This window comes from Telmatocola sphagniphila (genome assembly GCF_018398935.1).
GTDB lineage: Bacteria > Planctomycetota > Planctomycetia > Gemmatales > Gemmataceae > Telmatocola > Telmatocola sphagniphila.
Genome location: NZ_CP074694.1, coordinates 314,043 through 328,909, shown reverse-complemented (window position 1 = coordinate 328,909; position 14,867 = coordinate 314,043). Strand labels below are relative to the sequence as shown.

At 53.3% G+C, this 14,867-nt stretch carries 10 protein-coding genes; 8 read left to right on the top strand and 2 right to left on the bottom strand.

Annotated features, from left to right (window positions below):
• Window positions 1-370: 370 nt before the first annotated feature.
• The 4 genes from bioB to KIH39_RS01465 all read left to right on the top strand — a co-directional run bounded on the left by bioB (window position 371) and on the right by KIH39_RS01465 (window position 5,888).
• Window positions 371-1,315, top strand: a complete 945-nt coding sequence (bioB, locus tag KIH39_RS01480) for a biotin synthase BioB (RefSeq protein WP_213497508.1) — start codon at window positions 371-373, stop codon at window positions 1,313-1,315.
• On the top strand, window positions 1,312-2,436 hold the full coding sequence (locus tag KIH39_RS01475) for an aminotransferase class I/II-fold pyridoxal phosphate-dependent enzyme (protein WP_213497507.1): 1,125 nt from the start codon (window positions 1,312-1,314) through the stop codon (window positions 2,434-2,436). The genes bioB and KIH39_RS01475 overlap by 4 nt, the downstream gene beginning before the upstream one ends.
• Entirely contained in the window at window positions 2,433-4,352 is a 1,920-nt protein-coding gene (bioA, locus tag KIH39_RS01470) for an adenosylmethionine--8-amino-7-oxononanoate transaminase (RefSeq protein ID WP_213497506.1), read from the top strand. The genes KIH39_RS01475 and bioA overlap by 4 nt, the downstream gene beginning before the upstream one ends.
• 129 nt (window positions 4,353-4,481) lie before the next feature.
• Window positions 4,482-5,888, top strand: a complete 1,407-nt coding sequence (locus KIH39_RS01465) for a DUF1570 domain-containing protein (RefSeq protein WP_213497505.1) — start codon at window positions 4,482-4,484, stop codon at window positions 5,886-5,888.
• On the opposite strand, the gene KIH39_RS01460 is transcribed toward KIH39_RS01465, so the two are convergent.
• Window positions 5,877-6,755, bottom strand: a complete 879-nt coding sequence (locus KIH39_RS01460) for a DedA family protein (protein WP_213497504.1) — start codon at window positions 6,753-6,755, stop codon at window positions 5,877-5,879. The two genes, KIH39_RS01465 and KIH39_RS01460, sit on opposite strands and share 12 nt — an antisense overlap.
• Window positions 6,756-6,958: 203 nt before the next feature.
• Between KIH39_RS01460 and KIH39_RS01455 the strand changes: the two genes are divergently transcribed.
• The gene (locus KIH39_RS01455; RefSeq protein WP_213497503.1) at window positions 6,959-10,324 is read left to right on the top strand and encodes an outer membrane protein assembly factor BamB family protein; all 3,366 of its coding nucleotides are present in this window, start codon (window positions 6,959-6,961) and stop codon (window positions 10,322-10,324) included.
• Between the two features lie 12 nt (window positions 10,325-10,336).
• Here the strand turns inward: KIH39_RS01455 and KIH39_RS01450 are convergent, their stop codons facing one another.
• Window positions 10,337-12,985: a tetratricopeptide repeat protein gene (locus KIH39_RS01450; protein WP_213497502.1), complete on the bottom strand. Its 2,649-nt coding sequence runs from the start codon at window positions 12,983-12,985 to the stop codon at window positions 10,337-10,339.
• Between the two features lie 151 nt (window positions 12,986-13,136).
• Here KIH39_RS01450 and KIH39_RS01445 point away from each other — a divergent pair, with 151 nt between their 5' ends.
• From KIH39_RS01445 to KIH39_RS01435, 3 genes are read left to right on the top strand one after another with little or no spacing between them, the layout of a single operon-like run.
• On the top strand, window positions 13,137-13,562 hold the full coding sequence (locus KIH39_RS01445; protein ID WP_213497501.1) for a hypothetical protein: 426 nt from the start codon (window positions 13,137-13,139) through the stop codon (window positions 13,560-13,562).
• The gene (locus KIH39_RS01440; protein ID WP_213497500.1) at window positions 13,562-13,768 is read left to right on the top strand and encodes a hypothetical protein; all 207 of its coding nucleotides are present in this window, start codon (window positions 13,562-13,564) and stop codon (window positions 13,766-13,768) included. Before KIH39_RS01445 ends, KIH39_RS01440 begins: the two co-directional genes overlap by 1 nt.
• 51 nt (window positions 13,769-13,819) lie before the next feature.
• Window positions 13,820-14,857, top strand: coding sequence for a VWA domain-containing protein (locus KIH39_RS01435; RefSeq protein WP_213497499.1), 1,038 nt, complete (start codon window positions 13,820-13,822; stop codon window positions 14,855-14,857).
• Window positions 14,858-14,867: the final 10 nt, after the last annotated feature.

Genomic DNA, 14,867 nt, shown 5'->3' with positions numbered 1-14,867 from the left:
AAAAAGACCGATGGCGTAGGTCATTCGATGACTGGTGAGAATAAGTATTCAAAAGTCAACTTTCGTTGCATTTTCGCAAGATTTTTGTTATATTTTTGATCGGTAAACGAACCGGTCGCAACTATCGTTTACCCCTTTTCTGGGACTTCTATTTTCTTCCGGGAAATCGCTGAAAGGTCATCAAATTGGCGTTCTCCACTATATAAAAAATGATGATCTGATGACCTTTCCGTCAAAACCCTGAAAAAATCATCGATTCCGCCGGGCGGATTTCCTCCAGGGATGAGCCAGGAAATTCAATTCCTCTCTTCTAGCACGTTCTTCCACTCGTATACTTTCCGACTAAGGACTTCGAGACGAGAAAGATTCCATGAAGACTTTTGCTGAATTCAAAGCCATCTATTCCCTGCCGTTGTCGGAACTGATTCTGCGAGCGGCTGAGGTACACAAGCAAAACCGGGGGCACTCCGATATTCAACGCTGTGCGCTGTTGAGCATCAAAACGGGCGGTTGCCCGGAAGACTGCAAGTACTGTAGCCAAAGTGCTCACTACGACACGCCAGTGGATCGTCAACCGCTCCTGACTGTGGCCGAGGTACGCGAAAAGGCCGAGCAGGCCAAGGCCACTGGAGCCAGCCGGTTTTGCATGGGAGCCGCCTGGCGAGCCCCGAAGGATGGCCCCGAGTTTGACCGCGTTCTGGAAATGGTCAAGGAAGTTCGCAAGCTCGACATGGAAGCCTGCGTCACGCTCGGCATGCTCAGCGAAGATCAAGCCCGGCGACTGAAAGAAGCGGGACTCACCGCTTACAATCACAATCTCGATACCTCGCGCCGACACTATCCCGAAATCATCAGCACCCGCACCTACGACGATCGACTGGAAACGCTCAAGGCGGTTTCCAAGGCTGGGATCAGCGTTTGTAGCGGAGGCATCGTCGGCATGGGAGAGTCCGAAGATGATCGTCTCTCTATGCTGGTCGATCTGGCGAATCTCGAAACTCCACCGGAAAGCGTTCCCATCAACTGCCTGATGCCGCAGCGCGGCACGCCATTGGAGATGGCCCCCTCTGTCGATTCCCTGGAAATCGTTCGACTCATCGCCACCGCTCGCATCGCGTTCCCGACCTCGCGTGTTCGGCTGAGTGCCGGTCGGGATCGGATGAATAAGGAAATGCAGGTCCTCTGCTTCCTGGCCGGGGCCGATTCGGTTTTCTACGGCGACAAACTGCTGACGGCTTCCAACCCGTCCGCTTCCGACGATGCCGCCTTGTTCCGAGCGATGGGTCTGCCCGAACCGGGGGCACTGACGACATGAGTTTGACGGCCCGATGGACGGGAATTCTTGAGGAACTGACGCAACAGGGACGTTTCCGATCTCTGCGATTGCCCGCAGGAATCGATTTCAGTTCAAACGACTATTTGGGATATGGTAACGGCCGGCTACCGATCCCGGACAGCTCAACAACGCTCCCCGTCAGCGGTATGGCCTCGCGATTGCTGCGCGGCCAGCATGCGATCTGGGATCAGGTGGAAGCCGCGCTAAGCAACTGGCACTCGGGTAGCTCGATCCTCATGATGACGAGCGGTTATGCGGCCAATGAGGGCCTGATTTCCACGGTGATCGAGCCAGGCGATTGGGTGGCCACCGACGAGCTGAACCATGCCTGCATCATCGACGGCCTTCGGCTGTCCCGTCCGCGTAAATTCTCCTATCGCCACAATGATTTAAACCAATTGGAAGAAGGGTTGAGATCGGAATCGGCCAAACGTCCGGAAGGCCGGGAAATGTTTGTGATTACCGAATCGGTTTTCAGCATGGATGGCGATAAAGCCCCTCTCAAACAGATTGCCGAACTCTGCGAAAAATATGGCACGCATCTGATCGTTGATGAAGCCCACTCCACGGGCTGCTATGGCGACTCGGGCTCGGGATGTGTGGATGCCGCCGGACTTTCCCAACGAGTGCTTGCCACGATGCATACGGGAGGTAAAGCCCTCGGTGTACCAGGAGCTTATATCCGAGGATCGGAACTTCTGAAGAAGTTTTTGATCAATCGCTGCCGACATTTGATTTTCACTACGGCCCTGCCTCCGGCCATCGGGAGTTGGTGGCTGGCGGCCATCGAGCGCGTGAAGGCGGATACGATTGGCCGAGAGCAGTTGCACCGGAATTCGCATGCGTTCCGAGAGGCACTGATCTCGCAGGGTATTCATCCCTGGGGGACCGAGTATGTGGTGCCGGTGATTTTGGGCGATGATCCGAAGGCCGTGCGGGCAGCTACCAAGTTACAGGAGCAGGGATTCGACATTCGAGCCATCCGACCTCCCAGCGTTCCACTCGGCACGGCCCGACTGAGAATCTCGATTCATGCCGATCACGATCCGGAAAGCTTGAGGCGGGTAGCCGACGCCGTTGTTGAGGCTACGCGGTCATGAGAGGCTTCATCGTTCTGGGCACCGACACCGATGCGGGCAAAACGGCTTTCAGCCTGGCGTTTCTGACAGCGTTCGCCGATCGGTTCGATTACTGGAAACCCGTTGAAACGGGCGCACCCGATAGCGGCCGAATCAAAGCTTTGGTGCCTCAAGCCACAGTTCATGCCTCCCTGATGCATTTCGAGGAAGCGGTGGCTCCACTGCTGGCCGCAAGGAACGCTGGGCAGATTTTACCTTCCCTACAGCAGCTTCGAGACGCCCTGCCGAAAACGACGAAGCCCCTGCTCATCGAAACCTTCGGGGGGCCGTTTTCTTCTTACGACGAAAACCACTTGCAATTCGAAGTCCTTCGACATTTGGATCTGCCACGATTTCTCATCACCTCGTCTGCAGTCGGTGCGATTGGTCGAACGATTCAAACGAAAATCGCACTCGATTCTCAGAACTCTCCTTTGGCAGCTGTGGTTCTTGTCGGTCCCGCCGATCCTTTTGCGGAAGAACAGATTCGAAAGTACTGCCCCGAGTTATTAGTCCTGAATCTTCAGATGCCTTCAGACGAATGGACGGCGGAGTCGTTGCAGCAAGCCGTTGCAGCTCAGAAGGCCAAGCTGGCGAAGTTGCTCGAATTGAATGAACGAACAAACGACTCATCTGACCCCCGCTTAATCGAACGCGATCGGCAGGTGATCTGGCATCCCTACACCTCGCTCGCCGATCCGCAGGAACCGCTGGCAGTAGAGTCAGTCGATGCGGAATTCATTCACCTCCCGGATGGTCGACGACTGATTGACGGTATCTCTTCCTGGTGGACCATTCTGCACGGCCATCGGCACCCGCCGTTAATGCAAGCGTTGCGCGAGGCCGAAGCCAAGTGGGATCACGTCCTGTTCGCGGGGGCCACCCATGAACCGGCAGTGCAGTTTGCCGAGTTGCTGTTGCAATCGCTGAACTGGGAGAGCGGCCGCGTGTTCTATTCCGACAATGGCAGCACGGCCGTGGAGGTGGCTTTGAAACTGGCCTATCAGGCCTGGTGCCACCGCGGCGAACCACAGCGACAACTCTTCATAGGCTTTGAAAACAGTTACCACGGCGACACCTTTGGCGCTATGTCTATCGGCCGGGATCCGACCTTCTTCGGACGCTTCGAACCCCTTTTGTTCCGCACGATTCAGATACCCGTCTCGTCGGAGAGTTTAGACGCCGCATTAACGACTCATTCGAAAGAAGTCGCGGGAGTGCTGATCGAACCGCTGGTTCAGGGGGCTGGCGGAATGCAGATGCATTCACCGCAGGAGCTCAAAGCGATTTTTGAAGTCACCCGCAGGCACGGCGTCTACTTCATAGCCGATGAAGTGATGACGGGCGGCGGCCGAACGGGGACGTTGTGGGCTCACGAGCAGGCCGGGATTCGACCCGATTTGATTTGTGCCGCCAAGACGCTCGCGGGAGGAATTCTGTCCCTGGCAGCTACAATCGTAGACCAATCGATTGTCGCCCTGTTCCAGACCCCGGATCGTACGAAAACCTTCTTCCACGGGCATTCCTTCACGGCTCATCCCCTCGCCTGTTCGATTGCTTGTAAGAACTGGTCGCTGCTGTTGAAGGGCAATTGGAAGAAGCAGGCGGGTTTTATCGAAAGCTACTGGAGACAAAACCTCGTGTCCCTGGCAAAGGCCAAAGCCGTAAAAGAATTTCGAATTCAAGGAACGATCGCCGCCGTCGAGTTCGATACGCCTGGCGGTTACCTCGCGGAAGTCGGTCGAAAGCTTCGGCAGATCTGTCTGGAAGAAGGGGTGCTGCTGCGGCCGTTGGGGAATGTTCTCTATGCTCTTCCGCCCTATTGCACCTCGGAAGATTCGCTTGCAAGAATCACCCATTGCCTATTTCGATGCCAGCAAAGTTTGGCTAATGCGTAAAGCTTAACGAAACTTTCTTCTGCTGAATATTTGGGACTAACTGTCCTAAAAATCTCAAGCAGCTTATGGTAGTCTGGTGTAGGAGAGGGTATATTGGAATCGACTCGTTCTTAATCCCGCGAAGTGTGAATGACTCTGTTCCTTCCTTTACTGCGATGCCTGGGCGCTGGCTGGCTTTTCCTGAGCTTCTGCGCCTTCACTCTTCTGGGACAAGTCCCTCTCAATAAGGATTGGCCTTTCGATGTCATTCAATTGAAAAACGGCGCTGTCTGGAAAGGTCTGATACTCGAAGAAAACCCGACCACTCTGCGATTTCAGAATGTCCGCCGACAAACCAATCGACCCACCTTGTTAGTCACAGCCACTTTCGAGAAGAAGGACATCGAGAAGATCGAGCGGTTGCCGGAAGCGGATCGCCTGATTCTCAAGGAGAAGATCGAAGAGCTGGATCCGAAAGGAGAAAACGAACGCCGTCGAATGGAACAACTCGATTTGAAAGCCACGGACTGGTTCGGTCATAAAAACGGCGGGCTGATCTACGAATCGGACTATTTTCGATTGATCTCCAATGCTCCGGAAGAAATCGTGCGTCGCTCGGCCGTGCGACTGGAGCAGGTTTTTGCGGCCTTCTCCCGCATCTTGCCCCCCAAATTTGACAAGCGGGAACCGACGACGATTTATCTCTTTCTCGCTCGGGAAGAATACATTCAATCGATGGTGCGGCGCGATCGCACGATTCAGAATCCGGCGTTTTACGATCCGAAAACCAACGAGATTTTCTGCGGTAGCGATTTGATGCGTCTCGGCCAGGACTTGTCGGTCGTTCGCAAACAGCATCAATCCCGACTGGCCGAACTGGAAAAGCAGGAGAACGAACTCAAAAAACTTTATTCGAAGCAGAAAGCCGATCTGGCCCGCTTACTCGAACCGATTCAGGAAGAACGCAAACGAATCGGCCAAACCGACAAGCGGAATGATTTTGTTTTTAATCAGGCCACCCAGCAGCTTTTCGCCATTCTGTATCACGAATCATTTCACGCCTACGTCGGCACCTGGCTCTACCCGCAGTTGAGTCAATCCTCCACTGAACTTCCACGCTGGCTGAATGAGGGTCTGGCACAGATATTCGAGAGCTCGCTGGTTGAAGCGGGAGAGTTGCGCATCGGCCATTTGGATCGAGAAAAATGGTTGCGGGTGAAAGAGATGATCGCCGCTAATCAGTTACCCGCTTTGCGTTCCATCCTGAAATCGGGTCGCGACGATTTTGTAATCGAGCATGCCGGTCAGAAGTTGAAATCGGACGCCAGCTATTTGGCCTCATGGGGTTATGTGACCTTTCTGCTCCTGGAGCGAAAGCAGATCACGCCGGAGTTGCTGGATGCTTATCTCGCGAAATTGAAGGAAGGGCACGATCCGATAGCGGCTTTCGAGAAATGGACGAATGATTCGACTGCGGATTTTGAAAAGCAGTTCGTAGCCTGGTTCAACAAAGTTCAGCCGGATGGATCGGTGCTGCAAATCAGTTCAGGGCGCTGAAGTAGGAGGCGGGAGTTCCGTTTTCTTCGGCAGTGGAGATTTAGGTTTTTCGAGGTCGAGACAACCTTCGACTTCCAGGGGTTTTTCAATCGGAGGAATCGGTGGAAGGGAGTCGATCTCAGCGACTGGCTTCGGCACGGGCTCTACCGGAGGCAAAACTTTGAACTCCACCAATTCCACTTTACCGCTTTGCGAGGGCTCCGTCTCATGTCGAGCGTGCTGATGGTGGGCAATACTGCCGAGTTGACCGCCGATCATCGGTATCGAGCTCGGGTCGCCGGTCGCGACTTTTCGAGATTTCAGGGAGTACAGCACGTAGCCGCCGATAGCCGCGAGTACGACCACCATAACCAACGGCCGATTGCCCTCGACTCGTTCCAAGGCAGCCAGAAACTGATCGGTGAACCAGTAGCCGAGGCTGAAGAAAATAATTGTCCCGGGGATGGAGCAAACCGCATCCATCAACATAAATCTCAGGAACTTCAACTTGAGAATCCCGGCCATCAAAAATACGGGAGTCCTCACTCCCGGGACGATTCGAGCGAAGAGGACAATAGCCAGGCCATACTCGTTGTAATTTTGCTTGATTTTATGACGCTTTTCTTCGGAAAGGAATTTCCGTTTGATCCAGGCTTTTTCAACCAGCTTGGCCCCCCACATCCAGCCGATGAAGTAGAGAGCCGAATCCCCGATGGCGATGCCAAGGATGCAAACCGGGATCATAACCTGCCAGTAGATCTGAGCATCGCGACCGCACAGTACTCCCGCGGCCGTAAGGACCATTTCCTCCGGAACGGGCAGCGCAAATCCAGAGAGGATCAGAGTGAAAAAGGGAATTGCGTAGTGATAGACGTCTGGCCAAACCATGCACTATCCTCGGGGACGGGCTTCGAGGAAAGCCGGTATGCGTTCGAATTGCAAGGTAGTAAAACTTAACATATCCCATTAAACTAAGCATAAAGAGGTAGTCGCGACAACCCCAAAGGGCGACTACGGCAGCTATAAATAGAATTTTTTAGGCGGGATCGGAATTCGGCACCATATCTTCAGCATCAGTAGGAAGCCGCATCGTGTCCATAACGACAGAATGTCCAGAATGTCAGAGCCGCTATTTCCTGAATCGGGATATGCTCGGCAAAAAAATGCGCTGTCCCACCTGTAAAACTGTCTTTCTAATCGCAGAACTTGTGGCGGAGAAATCCCCTCCGACTTCCGATCCACCGAGTGCGACGCCAAGCACTCCTCCCAATCTCCCAAAACCAGCCAAGCCCGATCTGAGCCCCAAGGAATTCGTTTGGAGCGAAGGCCAGGATTTGCATCCACCGAGCGTGGAAGACACGGCCTCCTCCGAAGAACTGACTCCGCCGCCGTTTTTTATCCCTCCCAAAGTCAATGTCCTACCGCCGAAACAAAAATTGTCTCCCAATCGCATTCTGGCAATCGTCAGCATGCTGGTGATTATCGCGGGTGGAGTTGTCGCCGGGGCCGTTTATCTCAAACAGCATTTAGCCCTGGCGCCGGATCGCTTATGGGAATCTGCCGAGGCCGACTTTAAGAAGAAAAACTTCGAGGCAGCTAAAACTCAGTTCGAAGAATTTGCAAAGTCTTATCCGACCAATCCGAAACAGAAAGAAGCTCAGTTTCTGGCTGAGTTATCGCAACTTCGCGCGCAGGTAGATTCCATTGTCACTCGAAAAGATCCGCAACCTGCCATCGACCGTTTGATGGCTTTTCTGCGAAGGACGGAAGATAAAGATCTCAAGCCATTCACCGCCAAGGATCGTTACGGCGTGGAAATCTGGCAAGCCGCCTCGCGCTTGCAGGAAGATGCCGTCGACTACTTGACTGCTAAGCTGAATGCCGAAACGGTAGCCGCCGTCAAAAAGGAACTGACGAATCTGGTGCCGATCCAAACACTCATCGGCGAATTGCGACCGTTGGAGGTCGCCCCCGATCAGCAGGCCGAGCAGGCGATCCTCGCGCTGAATAAGCGGATTGAGGATCTGGAACAACGATTAGTTTTCATCGAAGATTGGCGCAAGCGACTCGAAAAGCCGGACGATTCCTCCATTCGCAAAATCCGGGAGGAAGCAATCTCCCGCAAGTTGGAGAACGATCCGGAAGTCCGCAAAATTTTCACCGATGCCGAGTCCGGCCTCCAGAAATTGTTCGTCTACGAGCCTTATAAAGACCTAACTCCCGGCAAGGCCGTGCCGGATCGAAAACTGAGTGGGCTGGTATTTGCACTGAAGGCGTACGACGATCCCGAACGACGATTTCTGGAAGAGCCTAAGCGGATTTTCATCGCGAGCACTCTGGGACTTCTGTACGGCTACGAAGCGGAATCGGGAGAATTGGCCTGGGTGCAATCCATCGGCGATCCCGGGGAATGGTATGAACTCCGCGGCAACACCCCGGCGGAAGACCGCCATCTCGTCGTTCATCGCACCGCTCAGGAAAACACCATCGAATTGCGGGAAAATCAACAGGGGAAAATTCTCTGGTCGCAGAAACTGCCATTTCGCATCTCGGGTTCACCGCGTGTCTATGGCGAGAAGATCCTCTTCGCCGGAAAGTCCTTCGATGGAGTAGCCGCGGTGGCGGTATGGGAAATCGAACTGCGGACCGGGACCATTCTGGGTGCCATGAAACTGGGCTCTGCACGCTCCGGCGAAGTGCTTGTCGAACCGACAAGCTCGAGTGTCTACTGGATTGCCGATGGCCGGGCCGCTTATGTGTTCCGCTGGCCCAGCGATGTGCAGATTAAAGAAGCCCCCCGGCTCATCGATAGCATCATGCTCGATCCTTCAGATACTTCCACCGGGAGTCAGAATCTCATCTGGCCGATCAGCACGGGGGAAAACAAAACGCCCCTGGCTATCCGAATTCAACCTCGCGGAGAGCATCGCCGGGCGCTGCGCTGGCTGAAACTTTCCAACGATGCGAAAGCGAGCAGTGACGCCGAATCACCTCTTTTAATTCAAGGTTCCATCGCCATCGATGGAGATCGGATTGCACTGGTGGACGAGACAAATCAAATGCAGGTTCGCCAACTGGCGGCAAATTCCAGCGGACGGGAGAGCCTGCCGATTGTCACCCAGTTCGGTTTCCCGAAAGAGGAATCGTCCAACTTCGATTCCCTGACCTGGCTGCGTTTCCGGGAGACCGACGCCTTGTATTATCACCAGGGAGATCTCTGGCAGATCCGGTTCGGATTCCAGCGAACGCAAGGTGTCACTCACTCGACAGCAAAGTTAATAGGCAATCTGGGCCGGCTGGAACGAGCCCCCTGGTTGTTTGGCGAATCGGCCATCCTTCAGACTGCTACCGAAACCCAGAAATGCGTACTGACTTCGATCGATCTCCAGACAGGAAAAATTCGCTGGAAACGCCAGCTGGGTTGTCAATCGCCGGAACTGGTGAATTGGATGAACAAGGTCTGGATGTTCGACCGGAACGGGCGAATCTATCAGTTCGATCCTGCCAAATTCAACGACGGATTGACGATTCAATCGACCAGTTTTGCCGATTCCATAGAGGGACTGATAGATGTCCCTATTCGCCTGATGTCGCCCAATGGGCAATCGCTCGTTCAGGTGGCTCAAATTCGCAAAGCCGGCGAACTGATGCTTCTGATTCGCGTTCTCGATGCGGAGAAGTTTGAACAGTATGCGATTAAACTCCCACCGGCGGCATTGGCGGCCACTCCGTTATTGACCGATCAGGAATTGATTTTGCCCCTACTGGATGGAAGATTGTACCGTTCGGGACGCGCAAACAATTTCGCCCTGGAACCCGGACCGAACTGGCGGGTCGGCAACACCTCCCCAGGGAACGCTTTGCTGGCCCGGATTGGAGCCGACAAATTTGCGATTACCGACGGCGACCGACAGGTGAATATCTGGGATTCGACCGCCTTCGAGATGATCGGTAAGTTCACCAATCCCCGGCGAATCCTGGCACTCGCATCGATCAGTGAAACACAGATTCTGTTGCTCGATGAAACCGGCGAGATGACCACTCGAGATTCGCAGGGTAGTGGCCCCGCGACATCGGCGGGAAAGATTACGCTGAACAAAAATGCCTGGCAGGTTCGAGTTCATGCCCTGCCCTTTAGCTCGGCAGGCAAGCCAGGCTGGGTGGTTATTCAACCTGACCGAATGGATATTTGCTATCTGGGCGAGACCAAGCCGCGAGCATCGAAAACATTCGATGATTCGGAAATGATTCTGGGAGCGACTCTCGCCGATACCGATACAGTGCAGCTCACTTTGGCCAGCGGGCAAATCGAGACAATTGGATTGAGCGATGGAAACCTGCGCAGTCAGAAACCGGTGAGTTATCCAACCGCCCCCTCTTCCGGAGCCTTATTCTCACCGAATGGTTCCTACCTCATTCCGATGCTGGATGGCACTGTTCAGGTGATCGGTAAGTAATCCTCGACTCGCTCAAAAATCATCTTCTTCCTCTGGAAAGCTTTTTTCCGGAGATTGGGTCTGGAAGCGAGCGAGTTGTCTCTTGTAGTAGTTCCGTCGCGGATCGATTTTGATGCAGGCTTTTGCCAGTTCAATTGCTTTTTCTTTTTGTCCGAGGCAGAACAGAGATTCCGCTTTAGTGTCCAGATAACTCGTATTGCCCGGTTCAAGTTCTACGGCCTTGGTGGCGCAGCGCAGTGCTTCCTGGAGATCTTTACGGCAATTCACATTCAACCAAGCGATGGAATTCCAACCCTCGGCATACTTGGGATATTCCGCAACCACTTCGAGATAAGCATCGTGGCTGATTTTCCAAAGGGCATCCGCCTCCATTAGTTTGCCGAGCAATTTCAATTTCGGATAAGCGACCAGAACCGAAGAAATATCCCCAGGCAGCACTTTCAAATGCTTTCGGAGAATTTCTACCGAGTCTGGAATCTGCCCTTTTTCCAGCATTTCTAAAGATTGAAAGGCATTCGCCGATTCGGGAGTGATCAAAAAGAAAGAGGGGTCGATGAATCGCATCTCGGTCATGAGACAACCCAAAATGCACTTTCGAATCCTCAGGGCCGCCCCGGCATATCCTCGAGTCCTCACAACTAAGCGAGCCTTTCGGTTCAAGGCATTGATATAACTCGAATCCCCTGGCCAGCAGAGTTGCAGAATCAGATCGAGTTCCGGCTCGACTTCAGAGTTCAAGCCTCGATTTTGCAGGCCGCGGATGAGGGCGGTTCGCTCTTCCGCATCTGCCAGAGGCAACCAATGCCCGAGTTCGCAAAGTTTTTTTCCTTCCTCCATCTTCCCGGCCCGAATCAGACAGATCCCCTTCAGCACGACGGCCAGCGCGCTTCGCTTCGATTGGGCGACCAATCCAAACTGGTCAGCCGCTTCGAGGTATCGTTCTCGCTCGAAGAGAAAATCGGCGTACATCAATTGCAGGTTGGGATTATTGAGGTTTTCCTTAAAGACTTTCTCCGCGGCGATAAGATCGTTGAGAGCGAGATAGGCAGTCGCCTGCATCTCGAATCTCAAGCTGCAGATCTTTTTCGCCTTGCCTTCTATTTGTTGTTCCACGTACTCTTGGATCGGCGTTTTCAGCAGAGCAGTTATTGCCTGATCGGTCTTCGCCCGCGACTCTTTTCCCTCGAGTATCCGATAGGCTTTTTGACAGTGATTGAACAGGGATTCCTCCGGGGCAAGCTCCCGGAAAAGAATGATCCAGTTCAGAAGCTGTTGACCATTGTCGATAATCGAAGTAAACGTCCTGGCGTCGAGGACATCGTCGTAATCCATCAGAGACCGGGACTTGAAAAAATCCGCAAGCTGCTCGAAAACCAGATCCTTAAACCCCGAATTCCATTCCTGAGTCACCAATTCCCGCGCGGAGAATTTTTGACTTCGAAACTCCTCGAATTTTTTGCGGAAGATTTGTATCGCCGCTTCTTTTTCCCCCAGCAGTGCCAGAATCTTGGCTCGACTAATCTCGCTCTGTACATCGGGGACTGGCGAGATCACACCGCGATCGGCCTCCTCCAGCATTTTGAAAGCTGTCTTGAACTTCAACTGGGCGCATAAAGTTTCGAAACAGAGCGTCTTGGACCGTCCGCGACGGATGAGTGTCTCCAGCGCGTCTTCACCTTTACCCAGCAGGATCAGGTCCGAATAACAATTCGTGAGGAGCTGTTCGTCCTGGAGGTCTTCCCCAGAACGGAGTAATTCCTCAATCTTTCTTGCGGCATCCTTCCCGTCGCCCGCCAGGAGCAGCGACTGCGCTTGGAAGGCGAGCTTGGTCGAAGGATTAAAAGTCTCAAGTTCCGCCTTCGCGAGAATTTTCCAGTTATTGAAATGGAAGAGTAAGGTCGTTCGGACACTTGGACTTTTAATTTTTCCCGCCCAGTTCAGCGATTCATTTTCCTGCCCGGACAACTTGTACAAACCGGCTAATAGTTCCGGGGCCGCCGCTTTCTGAATGGGACTGAAATTTTCCTGCTGGGTCCAATAGGCAATCGCTTCGGGAAGACGATTTCTCTTTTTCAGTAAAGCCCCATAATTTGCCTGCATTCCAGAGTCCGGCCCCTTGGCCAGTAGTTCGAGATACTTCAGCGCGGTTTCCTCCTGTCCCGACAGCATGGCATCAAAGAGGGCCGGATTCAATTCGTTGGCTAATCGGCTATATTGAAGAATGGAATTTTCAACGCTCTGCTCTTTGAGCAGAATTCGACTGAGGACTGCAAAGGGAAGCGGACGAATTTTTGCGAGTGCCGCGATGGAATCCTGTCGAACCGCTGAATCTCCCACCCGAAATGCATCGATCAGATCGCGGATTTCGGCCGTTTGACCCGGGAGATAACCCCACTCGATCTTATTGAGAATTTCTTTGGCAGAAGAGGCCACCTCCGCATCGCTCGATTTGGTCGCCTCGCGGAGAACGCTTTCCGCCTGCAAGCCCGCTTCCCATAGTTTTCTTTTCGCGGCTTCGCGCACGGCAAAACGAGGCGCTCCGAGATCCTTGATCAGTTTGGGTATTTCAGAGGGTTCTCTCGATGTCTCCGTTTGAGCCCGAAGGCCCTCAACACCGATCAACAGGGCCAGACCGATCAAAAACGTTCGAGATAGAAACACCAGATTCCCTCCCTAGGATCTACTGAATCGTAACACTCCGACTGTTGAAAGAGCAAGTTGATTATCCGAGCCCCGGCAAAGCCAGCTGGAGATTGCCAGGCACCCGCGAAAAAATAATTCTTAGCCGATACAATCGAAGAAAGGAGTCAGTATGCCGAAGACGTTTGACCGCCATGGCGCGCGGTTTCAGTACCCCGAAAACTGGGCGATAGAAGAAGAAGCTAGCGACGAGGGCTGGACTATCAACCTGCAAAGTCCCGCCACTGCTTTCATGACCATCACATATTACGCCAATGTGGAGGAACCCGAGCCACTCCTCGAAGAAGCGTTAAACACTCTGCGGGAAATCTACAAGGAACTGGAATCCGAGGAGGTCCAGGATAGTATTGCGAAAAGTCCGGCCACCGGCTTCGATATAAATTTTATCACCTTGGATGTCACCAGTTCCTGCTGGATCCGGGGATTGCAGGTGATGAATGGCAGTTTGATCATTTTCTGCCAGTGCGCGGATCGCGAAATGAGCCGCAATGGGTTGGTCATGAAAGCCATATGCACATCCTTGAATCTGGATGACTGATGTCTTTACGAGAAATCCTGCTGGTGAGTCTGTTTGCCGCGGACATTCTGGGCGCGCTGGTTATCGGCGGATTTCTGATTTTCAGCTCCAAAGATATGGCTCGAGTAAGTCGAACGGAGATCCTGAAATCTCTGACCTGTCTGTTTTGTGTCTTTGCTATCAGCAACGCACTTTTCTATCTGGGACTCTGGTTGATTCTGCGATAGCAGCTGCAGGCCGATCTTTCACGGCAAAGCACTTTTCGCTTTAATAAAAGCATGTTCTCATTTTCCCATCCTTGGTGTCTGGCCTTGCTGCCTCTGCTGGGAATTCTATTTCGCCGCATTCCTCCACCAGCCATAGTTTATTCGGATTTGAATCTCTTTGCAGGACTGCCGCACGGCCGGGCGCGCTGGATTCCCCCTTTAAGAAAAACAATCCAGTGCCTGATAGTCGGCTCAGTGATCGTAGCTGCCGCAGGTCCCCGCTGGCCGGATGAGCGGTCCCGCATCCCCGCACAGAGCATTTCCATCGTATTGCTTCTGGATGTGTCCGGTAGCATGGAGGCGGAAACTTTCCGCTGGCAGCCGGGGGAAGCACTCATCAGTCGGGCGGAAGCCGCTAAGCGGGCGTTCAGGTTATTTGTTGCCGGCGGAGAGGGCCTGGGGAAAATGAATTTTACCGGGCGTTCCACAATACAAGGAACCGATGCCATCGGGCTGGTAACTTTTGCTCTGGTGCCCTATCCGATCTGTCCACCGACGCTGCATCATTCCGCGCTTTTGAAATTACTGGACGATGTCGCCCCGCGCGGTGTTCTCGATGCCGGTACTAATATCGGAGATGCGTTGGCTGAGGGGCTGATTTTGCTTCAGGACGCTCCCACGGAGAAAAAAGTTATGATTCTCCTGAGCGATGGAGAGCACAATTTCGAAAGGGACGATCCGGATCGGAAGCCTTTAAAACCTCTTCAGGCGGCGCAGTTAGCCGCGAATCTTCACATACCCATTTTCACAATCGACACCGGCGGCGATCCACCTCCCACGGCCACTCCCGAAGAAATCAAGCAGCGAACCGATGGTCGATTGATCAATGAAGCGATTGCCAAACGGACGGGTGGCCGGGCTTTTTCCGCCAATGATGGAACGGAACTACTCCAGGTGTGCCAGGAACTCGATCATTTGGAACGACAGGATGTTTTGAGCTTTAACTACAGACGCTATTTCGAACTCGGCCCGAAGCTGTTGTTGCTGGCTACTGCGCTATCGCTTGTACTGTTTATTTTGGATCGAACGTGGTGGCGTATTTTGAACTAAATGGAAAAGG